This window comes from Streptomyces sp. SCSIO 30461, from assembly GCF_037023745.1.
GTDB lineage: Bacteria > Actinomycetota > Actinomycetes > Streptomycetales > Streptomycetaceae > Streptomyces.
The window spans coordinates 1,561,062-1,584,475 of the sequence record NZ_CP146101.1 but is presented as its reverse complement, the minus strand read 5'-3'; the positions used below and the strand labels follow the sequence as shown (position 1 = coordinate 1,584,475).

The window sequence follows — 23,414 nt, the reverse complement described above, 5'->3', positions numbered from 1 at the left end:
GATCCGGGCCTTCATTTCAGTAGCGGGGACAGGATTTGAACCTGCGACCTCTGGGTTATGAGCCCAGCGAGCTACCGAGCTGCTCCACCCCGCGTCGTTGTGCGACTACCGTACCACGCCGCGTGGTGTGCCCTGGTCGGCGGCCTTGCGGACGGGCTTCGCCGCCGGCCAGGGCACGGTGCTGATCTCCGTTCAGCGCGTCAATCGCCTTACGGCGCCTGCGAAGTGGCTGCCGATGGAGCGGCTCGGGGCGTCGTCGGCGGCGCTGACGACGCGGGCGGTGACTGCGGCTGCTGCGCCGATGGCTGCGAACCGGACGACTGGGCCGCCGCCGCACGCTCCAGCGCCGCCTGAAGGTCCGCCTGGGCGCGGCCGTAAGCCGTCCAGTCGTTCTTCTTGAGTGCTTCCTGCCCCTCCTCGTACGCCTTCTGGGCATCCGCGATGGCCTGCTGCAGAGCGGCGTCGCCTGTGGCCGGCGGCGGCTGCGTGTCGCCGGGAGGCTGCGGAGTGGTCGGCGTCGGCTGCTCGGTGCCTTCGACTCCGAACACCGCGTTGAGCGCCTCCGCAAGACTGTCCTTGAAGACGGGCTTCCCGCCGTACGACACGGCGACCTTCTTCAGCAGCGGGTAATTGGCGGTGCCACCGCGTGCGTAGACCGGCTCGATGTAGAGGAAGCCTCCGTCCAGCGGCACGGTCAGCAGGTTGCCGTACTCGATGTCCGAGTCCGTTCCCCTGAGGTCGCGCACGAACGTCGCGACCTCGGGCACACCGTTCAGCTCGGACTGGACCTGCTGCGGGCCCTGCACGGTCGAGGTGACTCTCAACAGCCTTATCGACCCGTACTTGTCGCTCGTCGCATCCGCATCCACCGCCATGAACGCCCCCAGGTTGGGCCGTCCGCTCGGGGTGAAGGTCGTGGTCAGCGAGAACTTCTGCTCCGGGTCCCCGGGCATCTTGAGGCTCAGGTAGTACGGCGGGACCGTCCGGGTGTTCTTGTTCGTCGGGTCGTCCGGCACCTGCCAGGCGTCGCTGCCGCTGTAGAACTGGTCGGCGTCGGTGACGTGGTACCGGGTCAGCAGCTCCCGCTGGACCTTGAACATGTCCTGCGGGTAACGAAGGTGGGCCTTGAGGGCGGGTGCGATGTCGCCCTTGGGCTTCACCGTGTCCGGGAAGGCCTTCATCCAGGTCTTGAGGACCGGGTCCTCGGTGTCCCACTGGTAGAGGTCGACCTTGCCGTCGTACGCGTCGACGGTCGCCTTCACCGAGTTGCGGATGTAGTTGACCTGGTTCTGCTGTGCGACCACGGCCCGCTGGCTGTCGGTCAGCGAGTCGGCCGTGGTGTCGCCCAGGGTCGTACGCGAGGCGTAGGGGTAGCCGTTGGTGGTGGTGTAGGCGTCGACGATCCACTTGATGCGGCCGTCGACCACCGCCGGGTAGGCGTCACCGTCGATGGTGAGCCAGGGCGCCACCGCTTCGACGCGCTCCTTGGGCGTGCGGTTGTACAGGATCCGCGAGCCCTCGCCGATCGCACCCGAGTAGAGGATCTGCGGCTCGCTGAACGCGACGGCGTACGCCGCGCGGTTGAACGCGTTGGAGAGATCGACCCCGCTCTCGCCTCGGTAGCTGGTGGTCGCTTCCCCCTCGCTCTTGCGCTCGTAGTCGAGTTCCTTCTGCGGACCGCCGACGATCGAGTACTGCACGGTCTTCTCGCCATAGTAGATCCGCTGCTCGTACTTCCCGAACTGGCCGGTCGTGGGAAGTCCGGACTCGGTGAAGTCCGGCGAGCCGATCGTGCCCTCGTCCTCGTTCGTGATCGCGTTGGTGCCCTTGGCCGCGATCGCGCCGTAACCGTGGGTGTAGGTGAAGTGGTCGTTGATCCAGTTGTGCTTGGGGATGCCCTGGACGTTGAGCTCCCGCAGCCCGATCACCGTGTCCTGCGGTTTGCCGTCCGCACCCCGGTACCGGTCGACATCAAGGGTGGCCGGGAACTGGTAGTACTTGCGCTCCTGCTGGAGCTGCTGGAAGGCGGGCGAGACCACGTTGGAGTCGACGAGCCGGTAGCTGGCGGCGGTCGCCGCCTGCTCGCGCTGCTGCGCCTTGCGCTTGGGATCGGCCTTGCCCGAGTAGTCCTCGGCCTTGGTCTGGTCGATGCCGTACGCCTTGCGCGTCGCCTCGATGTTCTTCTCGATGTACGGGGCTTCCTTGGCCTGCTCGTTCGGCTGGACCTGGAACTTCTGCACGATCGCCGGGTAAAGGCCGCCGATCAGGATCGCCGACAGGACCATCAGACCGAAGCCGATCACCGGCAGCTGCCAGGTGCGCCGCCACAAGGTCGCGAAGAACAGCACGGCGCAGATCGCGGCGATGCAGAAGAGGATCGTCTTCGCCGGCAGATAGGCGTTGGCGTCGACGTAGCGCAGCCCCGTCCAGTTGCCGGCCGCCTTGAAGTCGCTGGACTTGACCGCCAGGCCGTACCGGTCGAGCCAGTAGGCGACGGCCTTGAACGCGACGAAGAGGCCGATCAGCACCGACAGGTGCCCGGTGGCCGCGGCGGTGGCCCGGGCTCCGGGGCTGGTGACGCGCAGCCCGCCGTACAGGTAGTGGGTGAGTGCGGCGGCGATCACCGAGAGCACGGCCGCGGCGAAGCCGAAACCGAGCAGGAAGCGGTACCAGGGCAGGTCGAACGCGAAGAACGCCACGTCAAGACCGAACTGGGGGTCCTTCTGCCCGAACGGGACTCCGTTTACCCACATCAGCCAGGTGCGCCACTGTGTGGACGCGGATGCGCCCGCGATCAGCCCGACCAGAGCGGTGATCGCGAGGAGAACCCACTTTTTGTACGGGGCGACCCCCATGCGGTACCGGTCGAGGCTCTGCTGCTCCATGGACATCGCACTGAGCGGCGGGCGCAGCCGGTAGGCCAGCCAGATGTTCACCCCGACCGCGGCCGCCATCAGCAGCCCGAAGACCGCGAAGAGACCGACCTTGGTCCACAGGGTGGTCGTGAACACGGACAAGTAGTCCACCGAGCGGTACCAGAGCCAGTCGGTCCAGAACCCGGAGAACATGACGAAGGCCATGGCCAGGACGGCCAGCACGCCCAATGTCATCAGCAGAGTGCGGGCGCGCCGGGACGGCCGACCGACTCTGATCCGTGGCCCGCTAGGGCCTCCGCCGCGGTCCGGCATCTGGAAAGCCAACGTGCGCCCCTCGAAGTTCGCGGTTGTGTAGAGCATGCGAAAGCGTGCGAGCGTACCCGCGCGCCGCGGGTATACCCGGGCCCTGGCGATCGTAGGGCCCACTCATGGAACTTACTGATGCTTTACCTAGTTCCCGACAGCGGGGGGCGAGGAGGCAGGATATTGGCCATGTCCAACGTTTCCCCTTCATCGTCCTCCTCATCGTCTGACGACCAGCCGTCCCCGGCCGGGACCCCAGTGGCGGGAAGCCCGCTGACCCGCGCGGTGCTCGAGATCGACGAGTACGCGTCCGGCCTGGGCTGGGACCAGCCCGCGCGGCTCTTCGCCCTGGTCGACACCGCACGCCTGCGCGCCCAGGAGCCGGGTCTCGCCGATCAGCTCGGGCTGGCGGAAGGCGACCAGGCCAGCGCACTGACCCCGGTGGAGCAGGACGAGATCCCGTCCGGCACCCCGCTTGACGAGTTCCTCGGGACGATCGCCTGGCCCGAAGCGGTCGCGGGCTGTGCTCTGACCGTGGAGCGGCTGATGCTGCCGCCGTCCGCGGAGGCGTCCGTGCCGGATGGCCTCGACGAGTCCGCTCTGGCCGCGTGGGTGGCCGCGCATCCGGGCCGCCAGGAGGTGCGGATGACCGTGGCCGTACTTCGCGACGGGACTCGGGAGTCGGCGCTGCGACTGCGTGAGAAGGACTCACCGACGCAGGTGCTCACCGGTGCCGGTCTGGTGCCGGGCCTGGCGGAGGCCCTTTCGGCGACGTTCGAGGCGTGACGGCCCGGCGGCAGGGGGTGGCCTCCGGATGGGCCCCCTGCCGCGGTTCCGCGCCGGGGCCCGTACCGGGGCGATCAGCCCTTCGAGCAACTGGGCAGGCCCTTGGTGTCCCCGCTGCGGATCTTCTCCAGGGACTGAACGGCATCGCTGATGGCCTTCACCTTGACCAGGGTGAGTCCGGCGGGGGTGTCCGAAGCGGCGGCCGCGCAGTTGGCCTCCGGCGTCAGGAAGAAGTCCGCGCCCGCGTCCCGCGCGCCGACCAGCTTCATCTCGATCCCGCCGATCGGACCGACGATCCCCTTCTCATCGATCGTGCCGGTGCCGGCGACGAACCTGCCGCCGGTCAGGTCGTCCGGAGTGAGCTTGTCCACGATGCCCAGCGCGAACATCAGTCCCGCGCTGGGACCGCCGACGTCGGCGAGCTTGATGTCGATGGTGAACGGGAAGGTGTGGTCCGTACCGGCGGTGATGCCGACGACGGCCCGGTCGCCCTCGCCGGACTTCACGGTCTTCACCCGCACCTCCCGGGTGGCGGACGGTTCCTTGCCCGCCTTCTCCGCGACCGCTGCCTCCTTCGCGGGCACGACGGTGAAGACGACCTGCCGGCCCGGGGTGTGCTTGGTGACGGCCTTGGCGACCTGGTCCGGTTCGTTGACCGGCGTACCGTCCACGGCCTTGATCACGTCGCCCGCGTGCAGCGTGCCCTCGGCGGGGCTTCCCTTCCGGACGGAGGAGACCACCACACGGGTGCTCACCGGGATACCGAGCTGCTTCAGCGCGGCGACCTTGGCGCTCTCCTGGGACTGGCTGAACTCTTCGGCGTTCTCCTGGCTGGACTGCTCCTCGGTCTTGCCGTCCGGGTAGAGCGTGTCGTGCGGCACCACCACGTTGTCGTGAGCCAGCCAGCCATACACGACCTCGACCAGGTTCATCCGGTACTCGGCACCCGTCACCCTGACGGTCGTCATATTGAGGTTCCCCGAGGTCGGGTAGCTCTTGCGGCCCGAAATCTGCAGCACCGGTTCGCCACCGGCGTCGCCGAGTGTGTTCACCGTCGGGCCGGGGGTCATCTCGGAGTACGGCGGCGCCATGTACACGCCGACGCAGAGCAGCACAATGAGGACGAGGGTGGAGGCGAGCATCGTCGCTGTGCGGCGTGGCATGGAACGACAGTACGGGACTGGTCCGCCAGTGCACTCGCCGGGACGGGCCGTACGAGCGCGAGAGCCCAGCGCACGTCCACTGGAACGCGCGCGCCGGTACGAGGTCGGAACGACACCGGCGAAGGAACGTCAGGCGGCGTCCGAACCGGAATGGGACTTCTCCATCGCGTCCCGGAACTTCGCATAGCCCGCCAGCTCGGCGATATCCCCGGTAGTTCGACTGCGAGAGGCCCAGCTTCCCCAGATCGCCGCTCCGACGGCGGCGAAAAGCGGAATGAGCAACCAGGCAAGTGCCGCCATCCCCTACCTCCCGACCCATGGACTGGTACAACCACCGCTACAGCTAGCCGATCAGCAGATTAACCATCCGTCTGTTCAACGCTGCTGGCAGGGTGGTAGTTACGCAAATCGGTTTCCTACCCTCGACCAGCCTGCCGCCAGTCCTTCCACGGGTACCCATGACGCACACCTGTACGCCCCAAAGAGGCGTTTAAGGGTCTATACGCAGCAAAGAGGCCCGTGCCCCGGCAGTCGAGGGTGCTACGCACCTACCCATTCATTCGTTCCGTCGGAGAAGCGCTGGTGCTTCCAGATGGGGACTTCGTGCTTCAGGCCGTCGATCAGCTTCCGGCAGGCTTCGAAGGCCTCACCGCGGTGCGGGCACGAGACCGCGACCACGACAGCGAGATCGCCGACCTCAAGGTCACCCACTCGGTGTACGGCGGCCAGGGCGCGGACCGGGTACTCGGCGACGACCTTCTCCGCGATACGGCGCATCTCCGCCTCGGCCGTGGGGTGGCAGGAATACCCGAGCGCGTCGACATCGGCGCCACCGTCATGATTGCGCACCGTGCCGACGAACAGCGCCGTGCCGCCCGCCGCCGAATCCCCGACGGCGCGGAAGACCTCGTCCACCGAGAGCGCGGTCTCGCGAATTTCCAGCAGCCGGATCGGGTCCGCCGCCGCCCGCTCACCGGGATGATCGCTCATGTCTGCCATGCCTCCATCGTGCCGCACTACGTCGACGCCCCGGAACCGCGCTTTCCCCCGGGCGCCACAGGCCGCGTTTGGAGACTCCTACAAAGAGCGGTCGCTACAGCCCTCGCCTCTTGCGTGCACGCCGCACCAGAGCTGCCGTGCCCAGCAGCGCCACGGTCGCGCCCGCCGCGCCGGCCGCCGCGGTGGCGTCCTTGCGTCCCAGACGGCGCCCGGCCACGGTGTGCCGGCCCTCGACCTCCTGCAGCAAAGCGGCGAGCACCTCCTCATTGGTCCACTGGGGCCGCCATCCGGCGTCGTGCAACCTGCCGACGCTGACCACCCAGGGGTGCATCGTGTACGCGAGGTCGCCCGCGGGGGACGGGGTGAGGCCGATCCGGTGCAGCCTGGCCGCAGCGCCCAGCGCGACCGCTGACGGCAGCTCCATCCGGCGGATGCCGCTGAGTTCCTCGACCTCCTCCTGCTCAAGCCAGCCGTCGCAGCCGACCGCGAACTCACCGTCCACCTTCTCGAGCGCCGCGTACTCCAGGGCACCCACCAGGTCCTCGACATGACAGAACTGCCAGGTCGGCCGGGATCCGGCGACGACGAGCAGCCTCGGTGACTCGAAATAGCGGGTCAGTGCCGTGTCCGTACCGCCCACCAGCACCGCGGGCCTGACCACCGTGACGTTCAGCCCGGGATGGGCGCGCGGGGCACGGCGGCCCAAACGTTCGATCTCCAGCAGATCTCCGACACCGGTGGCTTCGGCGGTCGCCCGGAGCTCGGCGTCCTCGGACAGGGGGACGTCGTTGTCGGGCAGCGCCCCGTAGACCATGGCCGAGGTACACAGCACGACCCGGTGGACGCCCGCGGCAGCGGCGGCTGTGAGCACGGTCTGGGTGCCGCGCACGTTGTACGCGGTGCGGGCGGCGGAGTCGGTCTCCAGATCCAGGTCGAGTGCCAGGTGCACGACGACATCGACGCCCCGCAGCTTCTCGGCGATCGCCGGGTCCCGTACATCGAGGATGTGCCAGTGGGCCTCCGGGATCTCGCCACGCCTCTCGTCGATGGCGATGACCTGCTTGATCTCGTCGGATTCGACGAGGCGCCCCGTCAGCAGCTCTCCGATGCCCGAAGCGGCGCCGGTCACCGCGACCACGGGGCCGCGCCCCGCGCCGGGGCTGAGGGGGTTTCGCGCTGCGCGAACCTGCGGATCTGCTGCGCGAACCTGCGGATCTGGGGAACTCACCAGGCGTCTCCAGCGGTTGTCTTCAGTACGTACGCGAAAGCCGCGCACGTACCAGGTGGCGTCCATCCTGCCGCAGCCAGCGGGTCGGCGGAGCACCCAGCCCTCGTCCGGTCCGGATCAGCCATGGTCAGGTCCGGATCCGTGCGGTCTTACGACCGGAGTCGGCCGATGACGCCACCGCGGCCAGCCAGTCCATGCTTAGGCTGGTGGTGTTGTCGGGCATTCGCCGCCGGCCGGAGTCGGCGGCCCTACGAGCCGAGGAAACCCGTGAGTGACACCCCATTCGGATTCGGCCTTCCGCCGGAGGAGCCGGAGAACGGCGACGAGGGCAAGAAGAAGGACCCCACCGGAGGTGGGCAGGGTTCCGGTGGCGGCCAGAGCGGGCCGGGCGACCCCTTCGGGTTCGGCTTCCCTGGCGCCGGAGGGCCAGGCGGCGACAACCCGTTCGCCGCGATGTTCGGCTCGCTGAATCCCAACGACCTCGGCGCGGCCTTCCAGCAGCTCGGGCAGATGCTGAGCTACGAGGGCGGCCCGGTGAACTGGGACATGGCCAAGCAGATCGCCCGCCAGACGGTGGCGCAGGGCACCCAGGACGGCACAAAGGACGCGAGCGTGGGCCCGGCCGAGCGTTCGGCGGTCGAGGAGGCCATGAGGCTCGCCGACCTGTGGCTCGACGGAGCCACGTCGCTACCGTCGGGTGCCACGAGCGCCGTGGCATGGAGCCGGGCCGAGTGGGTCGAGGCGACCCTGCCCGCGTGGCAGCAGCTGGTCGACCCGGTGGCCGAGCGGGTCGGCACGGCCATGGGCGACGTGCTCCCCGACGAGATGCAGGCGATGGCGGGTCCGCTCATCGGCATGATGCGCTCCATGGGCGGCGCCATGTTCGGCCAGCAGATCGGGCAGGCCATCGGTGTGCTGGCGGGCGAGGTCGTGGGCTCGACGGACATCGGGCTGCCGCTCGGTCCTGCGGGCAAGGCCGCGCTGATCCCACTGAACGTGGACGCGTTCGGCAAGGACCTCGGCGTCCCCAAGGACGAGGTCCGGCTGTACCTGGCCCTGCGCGAGGCCGCCCACCAGCGGCTGTTCGCCCATGTGCCGTGGCTGCGTTCGCACCTGTTCGGTGCGGTCGATGGCTACGCGCGGGGTATCAAGGTCGACACGACCAAGCTGGAGGACGTGGTCGGGCAGTTCGACCCGACGCATCCGGAACAGTTGCAGGAGGCGCTCCAGCAGGGGATGTTCCAGCCGGAGGACACCGCGGAGCAGAAGGCCGCCCTGGCTCGGCTGGAGACAGCGCTGGCACTGGTCGAGGGCTGGGTGGACGCCGTGGTGCACGACGCCGCCAAGAACCGGCTGACGTCGGCTGACGCTCTGCGCGAGACGCTGCGCCGCCGGCGCGCCTCCGGTGGTCCCGCCGAACAGACCTTCGCGACGTTGATCGGCCTCCAGCTGAGGCCGCGACGGCTGCGGGACGCCTCCCGACTGTGGGCATCGCTGACCGACGCGCGCGGGCTCGACGGACGCGACGCTGTGTGGGAGCACCCGGACATGCTGCCGACGGCGTCCGACCTCGACGACCCGGACGGCTTCGTGCACCGCGAGCAGCTCGACTTCTCCGAGTGGGACAAGATGCTCGGCGAGGCCGCGCAGGGCCGGGGTGAGGGCGGTACAGGCCACGGCGGCGGCAACAGCGACGGCGACAAGGACGACACCGACAAGTGAGCCTGTACGACGACGCCGTCCACGTGCTGAAGGACTACACGGACCAGGTACAACTGCGCCAGGACTACCTCGATCATCTGGCGGCCCACCCGGATGGCATGTGGAAGGCTTGCACGGCCGGACATCTGACGGCCAGTGCGCTGGTGATCGACCCGTCCCGGGACCGGGTGCTGCTGACCCTGCACAAGAAGCTGGGCATGTGGCTGCAGATGGGCGGCCACTGCGAACCGGGCGACACCACTCTGGAGGCCGCGGCCCTGCGCGAGGGGTCCGAGGAATCGGGCATCTCAGGTCTCGAACTACTGCCGGGCGGACCGGTGCGGCTGGACCGGCATCCGATCCCCGCGCCATGCCACTGGCACTTCGACGTGCAGTACGCGGCCGTCGCACGGCCGGACGCAGTGGCCGCGATCAGCGACGAGTCGCTGGATCTGCGCTGGTTCGGGTACGACGACGTGGCGGGGGTGGCCGACGAGTCCGTCGTACGGCTGCTGGAGCGCACTCGCGCCAGGCTGTGACGGAGTGCCCGGGAGGGGCGGGGCCTGGGCCCCGTCCCTCCCGAAGGACGCTCAGCTCCAGACGTTGCCCTGGTTCTGGGAGTGCGAGCCGTGCTGGCCCATTCCGAACTGCGCCCGCGCGCCAGGCCCGATCTGGGCGTTCTGCGGCGGAAGCAGCTCACTGGGCTGTACCAGGGCGAAGCCCTGCCCGAGGAAGCTGAGCTCCCAGCCCTCTCCTGTGTTGCCCCGGCGCCGCCACACCCCTGAGGAATGGGTCTGGGCCTGCATCTGGACCCGCAGCGAAGAGGACCAGGCGACGATCGCGTCCGCGTCCACGTTGACGTACTTGTCCGGAGTGACCTGCATCATCAGCGGCTGCCCCGATGTCATAAGGGCGACCTTGCCCCGCCCGGAGATGTTGAGCTGGTACTTCCCGGAGCCGGAGATCCCGTACTGGCTGTCCACGGCGATGACCTCGGTGTGCAGACCGGAGTCGAGCGCCAGCACATAGGCGCTGTCGACGGTCATGCCCTCCTGCTCGACGTCCACCACATGGATGTACTGCGCGAGGTTGGCCAAGTAGACCGTGCCCTGGCCGGAGCAGCGCATCAGGTCGAGGCCCTCACCGGTGCGGGCGCGGGCTCGCCGCTGGTTCCCCGACTGGTACTCGCCATCGAAGTCGACGAGTCCCTGATAGGCGACCATGGCGCCCTTGCGGGCGAGGACATCGTCGTGTCCGGTGAGCACCACCCGCAGGAGCTGCGGGTTCTGGACGACGTACCGATCCTGGGACTGCAGTTCGGCGTAGCTGAAAAGCGGGCTCTGCATGGTGTGTTCTCGCTCCCCCTCAGCCCCGGATCCGCAGGCGGTCGGTGCTGTCCTCACTAGGCTGTACGACGACGATGCCCTGGCCCGAGAAGGCCATCTGGTACGCCTCTCCGCTGCCCCGGCCGATCAGGGACGCGGCCTTGAAGCTGCGCTTGCCCTTCACCTTCAGGTTCGGGGACCAGGCGACAAGGGCGTCCGGGTCCACATAGGTCTCGTCATCGCCGCGCCCGCAATCCACCACGATGGGTGTGCCGCGCGAGGTGAGGGCGACCCACCCGGTGCCGGCCACCGTGACGTTCCACAGACCCTGCCCGGCGAACTTGGCGAGGCCCTTGACGCGTTCGACACCCCACTGGAGGTGGGCGTCGAAGGCCAGCACGCTGGTGCCGTTGACCGAGAGCGAGTCGTTGTCGAGGTTGACGACGACGACATCGGCGCCGTAGTCGGCCAGATAGAGCAGACCGTCGCCGGAGCACTTCATGATGGGCGCCCCCTCGCCGGTCACCCACTGCGAGGCGACCCGGCGGACGGCGGACGGGTTGGGCTCGTACTGGATGAAACCCTCGTACGCGACCATCGAGCCGGCACGGGCGAACAGATCCTGGCCCGTGGCCATGGCCACCTTGAGCATCGTGCGGCCGTGGTTCTCCATCCTGGCCGTGACGGCGGTCGGGGCGTAGCCCGCGAGTTGCTGGTTCATTCTCCGGGCTCCCTCAGACCTCGTAGGGCTGGACGACGATGAAGTTGCCGGGTGCGCCCCGGAACTGGAGGTTCACGGTCTCCCCGCTGTGGCCCGGGTAGGAATTGCGGCGCAGCCTGACCTGGCTGGCCAGGATCACCTGGGAGGCGGCGGACCACGCCACGATGGCGTTGGAGTCGGCGAAGGTAGTCGGGGTGACCGGGAGCACCACCGGGGTGCCGCGGGTCTTCACGATGACCGTGCCGGTGCCCTGGAAGAGCATGGTGAACAGCGCGCCGCCGGGGATGCCGTGGCCTTCGATACGGCGGACCTCGTGCTGGAGGGACTCGTCGAAGGCGAGGACGCTTTCGGCGGAGACGCAGATTCCGTCGCCCTGGAGCTCGATCGGGTGCAGATGGGCGCCTTCCTCGGCGAGGAAGACCTGGCCGCGGCCGGTGCAGCGCATCAACTGCATTTCCTGGCCCGTCGCGTTGCCGACGATCCGGCCGGCGAAACCCGCGCCCTTGTAGCTGAAGTCGATCTTGCCCTGGTACATCACCATGCTGCCCTGCCGGGCGAGCACGGGAGCGCCGCCCATGGCCAGATCGACCCGCATGAGCTGCTGGTTCTGCGGGGTCCAGCGCTGACCCGTGGGCAGCTCCTTGTAGGGCTGGAGTGCCGCCTGGAGGCCGGCGCCGCCCTGGGGCACGCCTTGCGGAACGCCCTGGGGCGCACCGGGCTGGCCGTACGGGGCGGACTGCTGGCCGAAGGCCGGAGCCTGAGTGCCCGGGGCCTGACCGGGCACCTGGCCGAACGGCGGCTGCTGGGGCGGCTGGCCGTACGGCGCCTGCGGTGGGACCGTGCCCGTGGGCGGGGTCATGGGGGCGGCGATGGTGGGCGCTGAATGCATCTGCGGGCCGCCGGGAGCCTGAGGCGCGGCCGGAGCAGCGGTGTGAGGCGCGCCGAACGCGGGCGTCGGCTGCGGGGCCACGGGTGTCCGCGGGGCCGGCGGCGCCACGAAGGACGGAGCCTGAGCAGGCGGGGCGAACCCTGGCACGGCCTGCGGCGGCTGCGCCTGCTGTGCGGCGGGCTCCTCCTCGGCAACCTCGCCGCCGAAGTTCCTCAGCAGCGCGTCGAGTCCGCCGTCGAAGCCCTGTCCGACGGCGGCGAACCGCCAGACGTCCTTGAGGTAGAGGTCGCCCAGCATCACTGCGCGCTCGGTGGAGAACTCCGAGCCGGTGAAGGCGTATCTGACGACTTCCTCGCCACCCGCGACGATCCGGATGTACCCGGGGCCGATCTGCGACATCTGTCCGGCGCCGTCGATCGTGGCGGTGAACGACAGCTTGTGGATGCTCGCCGGGACACGGTCAAGCGTGACCCGGAACGACTCGGTGTCACCGGCTTGCGCGCCGAGCAGCTGGACGGACTCCTCGGGCGACTTCGGCTGGTTGAAGAAGATGAAATACCGGTCGTCCGAAAGCTGCTCGTCGGCGTCGAGGCCGAAGCAACTGATGTCGAAGGTCAGTCCGGGCGCCGCGATCTGCACTCCCACGTACAGATCCGTACCCGGAGTGAGATCACTGATCTTGGCCTTGTGGCCCCGTTGGAATTCCCTGGCCATGCGTTACGACCGTCCCCCATCCCGACGACTGTGACTACGTCGCGCCAGGCTAACCGCTGCGGGCGACATTGAGTCGACTCGGGACAGATTCGGTACAGGATCGACAAGCCCCGTTTGCGGGTGCCTGTCGGCGAACGGCTTTCAGCCGTCGGCGAGTTGCCCGCCGGGATCGGCATGATCGGCGGTTTGGGAAAGGTCGCCGCAATCCGCGGGATCGACCGAGTCGAGGAGAGCGACGGAATCACCAGCGTCGAAACCGGCGCCGGAGCCCGGCCCGGAGCCGGAGTCGCCGGGCAGGCGCGGCAGCCGGGCAGCGGCCGCCACACCCTCGAGATAGCCGCGGGCCCGTTCGGTACGCGGATAGGCCTCCAGGAGCTTCCAGAAGCGCGGTCCATGGCCTGGTACGAGGAGGTGCGCCAGCTCGTGGACGAGCACATAGTCGACCACGTAATCCGGCATGCCCTGGAGCCGGTGGGACAGGCGGATGCTGCCCTCCGCGGGGGTGCAGGAGCCCCAGCGGGTGTTCTGGTTGGTCACCCAGCGCACGGAGTCAGGCCTGGCCCGCCCGCCGAAGTACTGCGCGGAGAGCCTCGCGGCCCGCTCCGCCAGCTCCGCGTCGCCGAGAGACCGCTTGCTCTCCTGGGCGGCGAGTTTGTCGAGCATCACCGTCACCCAGCGCTGCTCCTCCGCCTCGGACATCCGGGCGGGGATGAGCACGATCGTCCGGTCTCCCTCACGGTAGGCGGAGACCGTTCTCCTGCGTCGGGCGCTCCTGCGTACCTCGACAGCGCTCGTCGCCGAGGGCCGGGACGAGTATCGGGGCGCACTGCGCTGCCGGCTTTCGGCGCTGTGCGGGGGCTCGGCGGACACGCCCCGACGTTACCCGCTGCGCGTCGGGTAAGTCCCGCCCGCGAGCCGGATGAACCTTGATCCGTCCGGCGGGCTTCAACGACGCGCGCGATTTGGACGATTAGTACGCACCGCCTGTGGACAACTTTCCGCGTCTGTTGCCGGGGAAGAGCATTCTGCTCGTCAGACGGCTCCATCCGAAATCCGGACGGATGTCGCGGCGGGGAACGCGGTCCGCGCGGTCGGACGGGTCCCCTTTCCGGAGAGGACGGGGGAATGGTGCATCCAGTGGTGAAGCGAAGTCTTAGGCGGGCTTGGCGGGATATGCGGCATGTGCAGTTCGGTGCCACCTCGGCGCATGCGGTGGTCGTCGGACCGGTCGACGTGGCGACCGGGAGTCTGCTCTCTCTGATCGACGGCACTCGCGGGCTGCCCAGGCTGCGGGAGGAGGCCAGGGCGCTGGGACTGCCCGACGGCCGGGTGGACGCCTTGCTGGCACGGTTGGCCACAGCGGGACTGGTCGACGACCCGACAGGGGGCGGACCGGACGCCGACGCTCTGCGTAGGCGGGTCGGCCCCGCGCTCGACCGGCTGCGGCCCGATCTCGCCTCGCTCTCGGTGGTGCATCCCGAACCAGGCGCCGCGATGGCCCGGTTGGCCGGGCGGGCAGCGCTGCGCGTCCAGGTGCGCGGTGCCGGTCGGGTCGGAGCGGCGATCGCGGCGACATTGTCCGCCTCGGGTGTGGGTCGGGTCGACGTCCTGGACTCGGGCGATACCGCGCCCGGTGATGTGGCTCCCGGCGGTCTGCCCGACGGCGCGGTCGGCGAGCGCCGGGACGCCGCGGCCGGTCGGCTGGTGCGGAAGTGGGCGGCCGTCAGACCGCCGCGCGCGGCATGCCGGCAGCAGCGTGGTGGGACGGCACGGGATGAGCCGCCGCTTTCCCTGGTCGTCATCGCGCCGAGGGACGGTCTCGCGGTCTACGCCCCCGACCCCGCTGTCGCCGAGCAATGGGTCGCCACCGGCACCCCGCATCTGTACGCCGGGGTGTTGGAAGGCACCGGGATGGTGGGGCCGTTGGTGCTGCCGGGTGGCAGCGCCTGCGCGGGTTGTCTGCAGGAGGCGCGGACCGACCGTGATCCGGCATGGCCTCGGATGCTGGCGCAGTGGCGCTCGGGACGCGACGCCACCCTCGCGGGGCCCTGTGACCTGGGGCTCGCCACCGCGGTCGCAGGACTCGCCGCGGCCCACGCGCTGGCGTTCCTCGACGGCGACGTGCCGTCCGGCACCGGCGCCCGCTGGGAGGTTTCGCTGCCGCTCTTGGAGTGGAGGTCGGAGCTGTTCCGGGGCCACCCTGACTGCTTGTGTGGTGCGGTTGGGCAGACTGGGGGAGAGCGCGCAACGGGGGCCGGGGTCACCGCACGACGAAATGAACGGCTATCCCCTGCACGCGGCACGGCAGTCTGCGAACTGGAGGGGCGCAATGTCTGATCTTCCCCGGAAGGCGGTCACCCGTACCGCCAAGTTGGCCGCTCTGCCCTTGGGCTTCGCGGGTCGCGCGACATGGGGTCTGGGCAAGCGGATCGGCGGCAAGTCCGCGGAGATCGTGGCCAGGGAGCTTCAACAGCGCACAGCGGAGCAGTTGTTCCGGGTGCTGGGCGAGCTCAAGGGCGGTGCCATGAAGGTCGGACAGGCGCTGTCCGTGTTCGAGTCCGCGCTCCCCGAGGAGGTCGCGGGCCCCTATCGGGCCGCCTTGACCAAGCTCCAGGACGCCGCACCGCCGATGCCTGCGAGCAGGGTCCACCAGGTGCTGGCGGAGCGTCTCGGAGAGGACTGGCGAGAGCTGTTCCCGGAGTTCGAGGACAAGCCCGCGGCAGCGGCATCGATCGGCCAGGTCCATCGCGCCGTCTGGCACGATGGACGCGAGGTCGCGGTGAAGGTGCAGTATCCCGGAGCCGGTGAGGCACTCCTCTCGGACCTGACCCAGCTGAGCAGGTTCGCACGGCTGCTGAGTCCGCTGGTTCCGGGGATGGACATCAAACCGCTGATCGCCGAACTGCGGGACCGTATTTCGGAGGAACTCGACTACAGTCTCGAGGCCCGGGCCCAGCAGGAGCACGCGAGGAGGTTCCACGGTGATCCAGATGTGGTGGTCCCGGACGTGGTCCACCAGGGTGATCAGGTGCTGGTGACCGAATGGATCGGCGGGATACCGCTCGCCGATGTGATCAGCGACGGCACCCCGGAGCAGCGCGACCGCGCGGGGCAGTTGCTCGCCCGCTTCCTGTTCTCGGGACCGGCTCGCACGGGACTGCTGCACGCAGACCCGCACCCGGGCAACTTCCGGCTGCTCCCGGCGGGTGATCCAGGCGATGCCGATGAGGACTTCGGCTCCTGGCGGCTGGGCGTGCTGGACTTCGGTACGGTCGACCGGCTCCCAGGCGGGCTGCCCTCGACCATAGGCGAGTCGCTGCGGCTCGCTCTGGCGGGAGAGGCCGAGGCCGTCTACGGGCTACTGCGCGCGGAAGGCTTCGTCAAGGAGTCGGTCTATCTGGAGCCCGACGCGGTGCTCGACTATCTGCTGCCGATCATCGAGCCGGCCGAGGCCGACGCGTTCACCTTCACCCGAGGCTGGATGCGCGGCCAGGCGGCCCGGATCGCCGATCCCCGCTCCCCCGCCCACCAGTTGGGCAAGCAGCTCAACCTTCCGCCCGCGTATCTGCTGATCCACCGGGTGACGCTGAGCACCATCGGAGTGCTGTGCCAGCTGAACGCGACCGTCCGGCTCCGGGACGAACTGGAGGAGTGGCTGCCGGGGTTCGTGGCGGATGGCGCGGTGAAGCACGGCCATCCCGACGCTACCGACGCCGACGGCAGGAACCTGGGCGGCGACGGGAACGACGATGAAGAGGACGGCAATGACGACGAGCCGAGTGCGGCGTCCGACGCGGATGAACTGGTCGCGGGGGCCTGAGCCGTGCGTGTCCGGGTAGACGACCTTCACCACCACGAGGAGTCGAGCCGCCCCTCGATGGCTCTGATGTTGGCTCGGGCGCAGTCCTCGCAGAAGTAGCGGCGCCTGCCGTTCTCCACGGAGCAGATCCAGGTCGGTGGAGTGCCCTCGGCGACCTTGCCGCACCGGGAACACACGGCGTTCTCGGCACCCGGCTGAACAGGGTGATGAGTGTGCTGGTCCACCACGTGACGATACCTCGGACGGCTCGGGCGGCAGGGCCAACGCACCGGGGAGACGACACACCGCGCAAGGGGCGACGACCGCGGGGGCCGGTCCGCTCGGACCGGCCCCCGCGTGGGAGCTCATACTCGGGTGGCAGCCGGGCTGCCGGTCAGTGCATGACGGCCATGGCCAGCGCGCGGCGAGCGCGCAGCGACACCCGCTCGGCGCGGCGCTGCATCCGCCGGGCGGCGATCAGACGCGCGGCCTGACGTTCCGCATCGGCTTCCCGCATGCGGTCGTGCATATGCGCACGAGCCAGGGCTTCTTGGATGAGTTGCATTTCACGGGTCCTGTTCTGACGCGAGGCGTTCGCGTCGATGGTGCTGAAGGCTGGAGTCGCGGAGCCGGACGGCTCACTGGCGGAAGAGGTCATCGGGGCCTGCTTCTGGGGATCGTGCGTGAGGGGGTTGTCGATGGTGCCGATGGCGTTCATGCCGCGACCGGGTTCTTGCGCGGACGGCCACGGGGCCGCTTGCGGGCTACCACCACACCCTGGACGAACAGCTCGCCGCCCCAGACGCCCCACGGCTCACGCCGCTCCTTGGCTCCCGCGAGGCAGGCCGCCATGAGCGGGCAGGTCCGGCACAGGGACTTGGCGTACTCGACATCGGCCGGCGACTCGGCGAAGAAGACTTCCGGGTCGTAGGAACGGCAGGGGACGGGTACGCCGAGGTTCTCGATGGCGTCGTCGAGCGCGGTGAGCGCGGTGAGCGGGGTCAAGGTGGAGTCCTCTGTGGGGCAGGGCGGGGAGAGCGTCTCGGAAGGCGGTACGGACGGGGCGTGCGCTTCGAGTTGCACGGTGGTGTTTTCCTCGTCTGTTTGTTCCGGTCTGTGGACCGGGTTTCGGCTGGTACCGGGTCTTGCTGGTCCCGAGGCGCCTCCGCTTGTTTCCTCATCGGGGAAAACAGAAGGGCCGCGGATCCCGGGTGGGGTTCCGCGGCCCTGAAGGCGCCGGCCTGATCATGGATCAGGCTGGATCACTCCAGGGTTCGAGCCCACGGAAGGCCCACATCGTGTGGTGGTGCGTCTGCTTCATTCCGGCACTGGCGGCTGCGAAGCCATAGGCCTTCGCCTCTGCCTTCACTACTCCTGCTGCCAGTGCCTTGGTCGGTCGCTCATTGCGCTCCCGGACGGGCAGAGCCGCACGCGGGGAGACCGGAAGTTCGGCAGCGAAGCCGGACAGACCGGTGCCAATGAACGCCGAGCCGGAGAGACCGAGCGAGCAGGCGGAGACGACCGAGCGATCGGTCATTTCGGTGGTGCAGATGAAGCTGGTGTCGATGCTGATCACTGGAATCGCCTCCTCTCGGCGTCTCTGGGACCGGCCGGGGCCGATCACGCGTATTCGGATAAGTACAGCACGAGGACAGAGCTTCAGAGAAGCCGCTGTGCTCGTGGTTAAGAACCTATGGGGATGACCAGGGCGGGCGCAAACTATTTTCTCGACGAGTTTGCATCAGTCCTCGTCGCCGTCGCCCTCAAGCTGCTGACCTGTACAGATGGCGAGGACGTCGACTCCGAAACGCTCCAGCTTGCGGCTGCCGACACCGGAGATCACAGCGAGCTCCCCCTCGCTGCCGGGGACGGCTTCGGCGATCGCCATCAGGGTCTTGTCCGTGAAGACGCAGTACGCGGGCTGCCCGAGCTCCCTGGCCTGCCCCGAGCGCCACTCGCGCAGCCGCTCGTAGAGTGCCTCGTCCATATCGGACGGGCAGTCCTCACAGCGCATCAGCTTCATCTCGCCGGCGTCGGTCAGCGTCTTGCCGCACACCCGGCACAGCGCAGGTCCGCGCCGCTTGCGCCGGGCGGCCTGCCCACCGCCCCGCTCGGTACCTCCCGCACCGCCCGCCCCACCGCCACCGGGCGCCGACGAACCGGGACGCAGTCCGGCCAGGAAGCGGGTGGGGCGGCGGGAGGCCCGGCCGCCGGGCGCCCGGGACAGCGCCCAGGACAGTGACAGATGGAGCCTGGCGCGGGTGACGCCCACGTAGAGCAGTCGGCGCTCCTCCTCGACCTGCTCGTCGGTCTTGGCATAGGTGATGGGCATCATGCCCTCGGTGAGACCGACCAGGAACACGGCGTCCCACTCCAGGCCCTTCGCCGAGTGGAGGGAGGCCAGGGTGACGCCCTGGACGGTCGGGGCATGCTGGGCGGCGGCCCGCTCGTCGAGCTCCGAGACGAGGTCGGACAGTGTCGCCCCCGGCTTGGCTCTGACGAAGTCCTCAGCCAACCGGACCAGCGCGGCCAGGGACTCCCAGCGGTCGCGGACCGCCCCGGACCCAGCAGGCGGCTCGGTGGTCCAGCCCTTGGTCGACAGCACCGCCCGCACCTGGGAACCCAGGTCTTCGGCGTCGTCCAGCAGGGAGTCGTTCCCCCCGGCCCTGGCGGCGCCGCGCAGGGCGACCCCGGCCTCCCTGACCTCGGCACGCTCGAAGAACCGCTCCGCGCCACGCAGTTGGTAGGGCACACCGGCATCGGAGAGCGCCTGCTCGTAGACCTCGGACTGGGCGTTGACCCGGAAGAGCACCGCGATCTCACCCGCGGGGACTCCCGACGCGATCAGCTCGCGGATACGACGGGCGGTGCCCTCCGCCTCCGCGGGCTCGTCCCCGTACTCCGTGTAGGCGGGCTCGGGGCCCGGATCGCGCTGCGAGACGAGTTCGAGCCGGTGCTCGGCAGCACGGCCGCGTGCCTGCCGCAGCAGCCCGTTGGCGAGGTGCACCACCTGGGGGGTTGAGCGGTAGTCGCGCACGAGCTTGACGACCGTGGCCTGCGGATGGCGTGCGCGGAAGTTCAGCAGATGGTCCGGGGTGGCCCCGGTGAAGGAGTAGATGGTCTGGCTTGCGTCGCCGACGACGCAGAGGCTGTCCCGGTCGCCCAGCCACAGGTCCAGCAGTCGCTGCTGGAGCGGTGACACGTCCTGGTACTCGTCCACCACGAAGTGGTGGTACTGGCGGCGGACCTGTTCGGCGATGTCGTGGCGGTCCTGGAGGATGCCGACCGTGAGCAGCAACACGTCCTCGAAGTCGATGACCGAGCGGTCCCGCTTCAGCTGCTCGTACAGCGCATAGATCTGGCCGATCTCGGCCGGGTCGCGGGGGGCGTCCCTGAGTGCCTTGGTGACTGCCGCCGGATAGTCCGCGGGCACGGTCTGGGTGACCTTGGCCCACTCGATCTCGCTGGTCACATCGCGGAGCTCGTTGCGGTCCAGCCGGATCCGGCAGCGTGCCGCCGCCTCGGCGACCAGCTGGATCTTGCGCTCAAGCAGCCTGGGTAGCTCCCCACCGACGGCTTTCGGCCAGAAGTACTGGAGCTGGCGCAGGGCGGCTGAGTGGAAGGTGCGTGCCTGCACTCCGCCCGCTCCGAGCTGCCGCAGCCGGCCTCGCATCTCCCCCGCCGCCCGGTTGGTGAACGTGACCGCCAGCACACTCGACGGCTGGAGTATCCCCGCGCGCACCCCGTAGGCGATGCGATGAGTGATCGCGCGCGTCTTGCCCGTGCCGGCACCGGCCAGCACACACACCGGACCGGCCAGGGCGGTCGCGACCTCGCGCTGCTCGGGGTCGAGCCCGTCGAGCACCGCGTCGGCCGACTCGGGGACCTGTGGGAAGAGTGTGGAGTGCGTTGCTGCTGTCACGCCGCCATGCTGCCAGGTCCGGGAAGATCACCGAGTCGGTTGTCCACAGGCGGAGCCGACCGGTCGTATGAATCGGGTGTGAGGTGTGTGACGGGCGTGTGGGGAATGGCGCCGTCGTCACGTACGTTCGAGTAGCCGGACAGGCCCACGAACCGGAGGAGCGGAGAAGAAGATGCAGGGATCTCTGACGATGTACAGCACGACCTGGTGCGGCTACTGCGTTCGGCTGAAGGGCCAACTCGACCGGGAAGGCATCTCGTACGTCGAGGTCAACATCGAGGAGGACCCGGAGTCGGCGGCCTTCGTGGAGAAGGCGAACGGGGGCAACCAGACCGTCCCCACCGTTCTCGTCGTGCCGCCGAGCGGGGGCGAGAACATCGTCATGACGAACCCCAGCCTGGCCCAGGTCAAGCAGGCTCTCACCGGCTGACCCGCCTGGACCTTCACCCGCGTTCCGCGAGCCGCGCGCCACGCCCCTCCGGCACCGTCGTGACCGGAGGGGCGCTTCGGTGCGCCGACGGCGTGCGGAGGTCAGACTGCCGATCCGGGCTTCGGCAGCGGTTTGCCGAACCACGTCTCGACCAGGTGGGACGCGATCGAGATGCCGTACGGGGGCAGTACCTCCCCCGACTCGAAGGCGGCGCCCAGCTCCTCTCGGGAGAACCAGCGGGCCTCGTGCAGTTCCTCGCCGTCGACCGTGATCTCCGGGGAGGTGGCACGGGCCATGAATCCCAGCATCAGGCTGGCCGGGAAAGGCCAGGGCTGGCTGGCGACATACGAGACCTCGCCGACCGTGACACCCGCCTCCTCGTAGACCTCCCGCACCACGGCCTGCTCGATCGACTCGCCCGGCTCCACGAAGCCGGCCAGAGTCGAGAAGCGTCCCTCCGGCCAGTGCACCTGGCGCCCCAGCAGCGCACGGTCCTGCTCGTCCGTGACCAGCATGATCACGGCCGGGTCGGTGCGAGGGTAGTGCTCGGCACCGCAGGCCGGGCAGCGGCGGACATGGCCCGCCGCCGCGATGGTGGTGCGTTCGCCGCAGCGGGAGCAGAAGCGGTGCAGGCGCTGCCAGTTCTCCAGCGCGACCGCGTGCGCCATCAGGCCCGCGTCGCGCGGCGACAGGAGCAGCCCGGCCTCACGCAGTCCCGCGGGACGCGCCGACTGGTCGATGCGCCCCGGCAGGGCGTCCTTCTGCAGGGCGAAGTAGCTGACGCCGTCCTCGTCGGTGCCCAGGAAGTACCGGTGGGTCTCGGTGACGGGGGCTTCGAAGGCCGGGGTCATCACGAGTCCGGTACCGCCGTCGGGTGTGTCGTCCACGAGCACCTGACCGCCGGAGACCACGAAGACCCGGGTGGAGGGGTGGCTCCACGCCGCCGCCAGCCAGGCCTCGTCCAGCCGGTGATGGGCGGCGCGGTCGATTCCGCTCGGCGCGGTCAGCCCGATCGGCCGTCCGTCGGCAACGTGATGGAAGATGCTCACAGGTGCGTTCCACTCCCCCGGTCGTTCGGGTCGTTCGGGTCGTTCGGCGTACTGGCGTTGGGACGGTGTGCCCGCGTTCAGCTTCGGGCGGTCCGGGAGGCACTCAGCTCTCCCCACAGGTAGGCGCTCGCTTCGACGCCCTTGAACAGCAGGTCCAGCTCGACCTTCTCGTTGGGCGCGTGCCATCCGTCGGACGGAACGGAGATGCCCAGGAAGAGCACCGGTGCACCGAGCACGTCCTGGAGGTCGGCGGCCGGGCCCGAGCCTCCCTCACGGGTGAAGCGGATCTTCCGGCCGTCGAAGGCCCGGCTCATGGATCGGGCGACCGCCTGGAGGGCGGGATGCTCGAGCGGGGTCAGGCAGGGGCGAGTCGCTCCGCCGAAGGTGATCTCGTGGCGGATACCGGTGGGGATCAGGGAGGCCACCCAGTCGCGTACGGCCTCCTCCACACGGTCCGGGTCCTGGCCCGCGACCAACCGGAAGGACAGCTTGAGCATGGCGGACGACGGGATGATCGTCTTGCCGCCGGGGCCCTGGTAGCCGCCCCCGATGCCGTTGACCTCGGCGGTCGGCCTGGCCCAGACACGCTCCAGGGTGGAGTAGCCGGCCTCGCCGAGAGTCGCCCGGGACCTGGCGGTACGCAGCCACTCGTCCTCGTCGAACGGCAGCTCGGCGAACAGTTCGCGCTCCGGGTCGGTCAGCTCCGCGACCCCGTCGTAGAAGCCTGGGACGGCCACCCGCTCGTGCTCGTCGTGGAGTGCTGCGACCAACCGGGCGGCGACCGTGGCCGGGTTGGGCACAGCCCCGCCGAAGGAGCCGGAGTGGATGTCCTGCCCGGGTCCGTACAGCTCGATCTCACACTCGGCGAGACCGCGCATCCCGGTGCAGACCGTGGGGGTGGTCTCCGACCACATCCCGGTGTCGGAGACGATCACCACATCGGCGGCGAGGCGATCCCGGTGCCGCTCCACGAGCGCCCGGAAATGCGGGGAGCCGGACTCCTCCTCTCCCTCGACGAGCAGCTTCAGATGCACGGCGGGGGAGGTACGGCCCGTCGCGGCCAGATGGGCGCGTACACCCAGGGTGTGGAAGAACACCTGACCCTTGTCGTCGGCCGCGCCCCGCGCGTACAACCGGCCGTCCTCGACGACCGGTTCGAACGGGTCGGTGTGCCAGCCGTCCTCGCGTGCCGCGGGCTGTACGTCATGGTGGCCGTAGACCAGGACCGTGAGGGCGTCCGGGTCGTCGGACGGCCACTCGGCGAACACGGCGGGGGCGCCCGGAGCGGCCTCCTCCGCCGCCGGTGGGACCTCCCACACCTCGGCGGCCGGGAAGCCGCTCTCCTTCAGCTTGGCGGCGAGCCACTCGGCACTGCGCCGTATGTCCCCTGCGTGCTCGGGCTGTGCCGAGACCGACGGGATGCGCAGCCACTCGGCGAGGTCGTCGAGGAAGGCTGCGCGGTGCCCGTGTATGTAGGTGCGGACGGCGTTGTCCTGGGTCTCGCTCATG

The 23,414-nt window shown here is 69.5% G+C and carries 21 protein-coding genes, 1 tRNA gene and 1 pseudogene; 6 read left to right on the top strand and 17 right to left on the bottom strand.

The genetic code is table 11. The features are described from left to right. Window positions 1-20 precede the first annotated feature (20 nt). Window positions 21-94: transfer RNA gene (locus tag V1460_RS07265), tRNA-Met, on the bottom strand. Window positions 95-209: 115 nt separating this feature from the next. Continuing rightward, window positions 210-3,188: a UPF0182 family protein gene (locus V1460_RS07260; RefSeq protein WP_338677935.1), complete on the bottom strand. Its 2,979-nt coding sequence runs from the start codon at window positions 3,186-3,188 to the stop codon at window positions 210-212. A 180-nt stretch (window positions 3,189-3,368) separates the two neighbouring features. Between V1460_RS07260 and V1460_RS07255 the strand changes: the two genes are divergently transcribed. Beyond that, entirely contained in the window at window positions 3,369-3,965 is a 597-nt protein-coding gene (locus V1460_RS07255) for a PPA1309 family protein (protein WP_338672846.1), read from the top strand. A 74-nt stretch (window positions 3,966-4,039) separates the two neighbouring features. On the opposite strand, the gene V1460_RS07250 is transcribed toward V1460_RS07255, so the two are convergent. The 4 genes from V1460_RS07250 to V1460_RS07235 all read right to left on the bottom strand — a co-directional run bounded on the left by V1460_RS07250 (window position 4,040) and on the right by V1460_RS07235 (window position 7,355). After that, window positions 4,040-5,128 carry a PDZ domain-containing protein gene (locus V1460_RS07250; protein ID WP_338672844.1) on the bottom strand — a complete coding sequence of 363 codons (1,089 nt, stop codon included), beginning with the start codon at window positions 5,126-5,128 and terminating at the stop codon, window positions 4,040-4,042. A 129-nt stretch (window positions 5,129-5,257) separates the two neighbouring features. Continuing rightward, complete coding sequence (locus V1460_RS07245; RefSeq protein WP_338672842.1) at window positions 5,258-5,428, bottom strand: hypothetical protein; 171 nt, start codon at window positions 5,426-5,428, stop codon at window positions 5,258-5,260. 240 nt (window positions 5,429-5,668) lie between these two features. After that, window positions 5,669-6,127: a molybdenum cofactor biosynthesis protein MoaE gene (locus V1460_RS07240; protein ID WP_338672840.1), complete on the bottom strand. Its 459-nt coding sequence runs from the start codon at window positions 6,125-6,127 to the stop codon at window positions 5,669-5,671. A 94-nt stretch (window positions 6,128-6,221) separates the two neighbouring features. After that, window positions 6,222-7,355: an SDR family oxidoreductase gene (locus V1460_RS07235; protein WP_338672839.1), complete on the bottom strand. Its 1,134-nt coding sequence runs from the start codon at window positions 7,353-7,355 to the stop codon at window positions 6,222-6,224. Window positions 7,356-7,622: 267 nt separating this feature from the next. Between V1460_RS07235 and V1460_RS07230 the strand changes: the two genes are divergently transcribed. Both V1460_RS07230 and V1460_RS07225 read left to right on the top strand, forming a co-directional pair. Beyond that, window positions 7,623-9,077 (top strand): zinc-dependent metalloprotease, encoded by a 1,455-nt coding sequence (locus V1460_RS07230; RefSeq protein WP_338672838.1) that lies wholly within the window; start codon window positions 7,623-7,625, stop codon window positions 9,075-9,077. Next, window positions 9,074-9,595 carry an NUDIX hydrolase gene (locus V1460_RS07225; RefSeq protein WP_338672837.1) on the top strand — a complete coding sequence of 174 codons (522 nt, stop codon included), beginning with the start codon at window positions 9,074-9,076 and terminating at the stop codon, window positions 9,593-9,595. Before V1460_RS07230 ends, V1460_RS07225 begins: the two co-directional genes overlap by 4 nt. A gap of 51 nt (window positions 9,596-9,646) precedes the next feature. On the opposite strand, the gene V1460_RS07220 is transcribed toward V1460_RS07225, so the two are convergent. The 4 genes and pseudogenes from V1460_RS07220 to V1460_RS07205 all read right to left on the bottom strand — a co-directional run. Next, window positions 9,647-10,402: an AIM24 family protein gene (locus V1460_RS07220; protein WP_338672836.1), complete on the bottom strand. Its 756-nt coding sequence runs from the start codon at window positions 10,400-10,402 to the stop codon at window positions 9,647-9,649. A gap of 19 nt (window positions 10,403-10,421) precedes the next feature. Then, entirely contained in the window at window positions 10,422-11,102 is a 681-nt protein-coding gene (locus tag V1460_RS07215; protein ID WP_338672834.1) for an AIM24 family protein, read from the bottom strand. A 13-nt stretch (window positions 11,103-11,115) separates the two neighbouring features. Further along, entirely contained in the window at window positions 11,116-12,705 is a 1,590-nt protein-coding gene (locus tag V1460_RS07210) for a TerD family protein (protein ID WP_338672833.1), read from the bottom strand. Between the two features lie 288 nt (window positions 12,706-12,993). Next, window positions 12,994-13,575, bottom strand: a pseudogene (locus V1460_RS07205) (M48 family metallopeptidase); the annotation flags it as partial. A 258-nt stretch (window positions 13,576-13,833) separates the two neighbouring features. On the opposite strand from V1460_RS07205, the gene V1460_RS07200 reads away from it, so the two are divergent. Then, window positions 13,834-15,042 carry a ThiF family adenylyltransferase gene (locus V1460_RS07200; RefSeq protein ID WP_338677934.1) on the top strand — a complete coding sequence of 403 codons (1,209 nt, stop codon included), beginning with the start codon at window positions 13,834-13,836 and terminating at the stop codon, window positions 15,040-15,042. Next, window positions 15,035-16,525 (top strand): AarF/ABC1/UbiB kinase family protein, encoded by a 1,491-nt coding sequence (locus V1460_RS07195; RefSeq protein ID WP_338672832.1) that lies wholly within the window; start codon window positions 15,035-15,037, stop codon window positions 16,523-16,525. Before V1460_RS07200 ends, V1460_RS07195 begins: the two co-directional genes overlap by 8 nt. Before the next feature lie 26 nt (window positions 16,526-16,551). On the opposite strand, the gene V1460_RS07190 is transcribed toward V1460_RS07195, so the two are convergent. The 5 genes from V1460_RS07190 to V1460_RS07170 form a co-directional block, all read right to left on the bottom strand. Then, window positions 16,552-16,749 (bottom strand): hypothetical protein, encoded by a 198-nt coding sequence (locus tag V1460_RS07190; protein ID WP_338672831.1) that lies wholly within the window; start codon window positions 16,747-16,749, stop codon window positions 16,552-16,554. A 149-nt stretch (window positions 16,750-16,898) separates the two neighbouring features. Beyond that, a complete protein-coding gene (locus V1460_RS07185) occupies window positions 16,899-17,222 on the bottom strand; it encodes a hypothetical protein (RefSeq protein WP_338672830.1) in 324 nt (107 codons plus the stop codon). Next, window positions 17,219-17,587 carry a WhiB family transcriptional regulator gene (locus V1460_RS07180; protein WP_338672829.1) on the bottom strand — a complete coding sequence of 123 codons (369 nt, stop codon included), beginning with the start codon at window positions 17,585-17,587 and terminating at the stop codon, window positions 17,219-17,221. The genes V1460_RS07185 and V1460_RS07180 overlap by 4 nt, the downstream gene beginning before the upstream one ends. Before the next feature lie 169 nt (window positions 17,588-17,756). Then, window positions 17,757-18,080: a hypothetical protein gene (locus tag V1460_RS07175; RefSeq protein WP_338672828.1), complete on the bottom strand. Its 324-nt coding sequence runs from the start codon at window positions 18,078-18,080 to the stop codon at window positions 17,757-17,759. Window positions 18,081-18,245: 165 nt separating this feature from the next. Next, a complete protein-coding gene (locus V1460_RS07170) occupies window positions 18,246-20,426 on the bottom strand; it encodes an ATP-dependent DNA helicase UvrD2 (protein ID WP_338672827.1) in 2,181 nt (726 codons plus the stop codon). A 172-nt stretch (window positions 20,427-20,598) separates the two neighbouring features. Here V1460_RS07170 and V1460_RS07165 point away from each other — a divergent pair, with 172 nt between their 5' ends. Beyond that, complete coding sequence (locus V1460_RS07165) at window positions 20,599-20,856, top strand: glutaredoxin domain-containing protein (RefSeq protein ID WP_338672825.1); 258 nt, start codon at window positions 20,599-20,601, stop codon at window positions 20,854-20,856. 101 nt (window positions 20,857-20,957) lie between these two features. Here V1460_RS07165 and nudC read toward each other — a convergent pair whose 3' ends face one another. Together nudC and V1460_RS07155 are read right to left on the bottom strand one after the other, a co-directional pair. Continuing rightward, window positions 20,958-21,905, bottom strand: a complete 948-nt coding sequence (gene nudC, locus V1460_RS07160; protein ID WP_338672824.1) for an NAD(+) diphosphatase — start codon at window positions 21,903-21,905, stop codon at window positions 20,958-20,960. A gap of 77 nt (window positions 21,906-21,982) precedes the next feature. Beyond that, window positions 21,983-23,413: a dipeptidase gene (locus tag V1460_RS07155; RefSeq protein WP_338672823.1), complete on the bottom strand. Its 1,431-nt coding sequence runs from the start codon at window positions 23,411-23,413 to the stop codon at window positions 21,983-21,985. Window position 23,414: the final 1 nt, after the last annotated feature.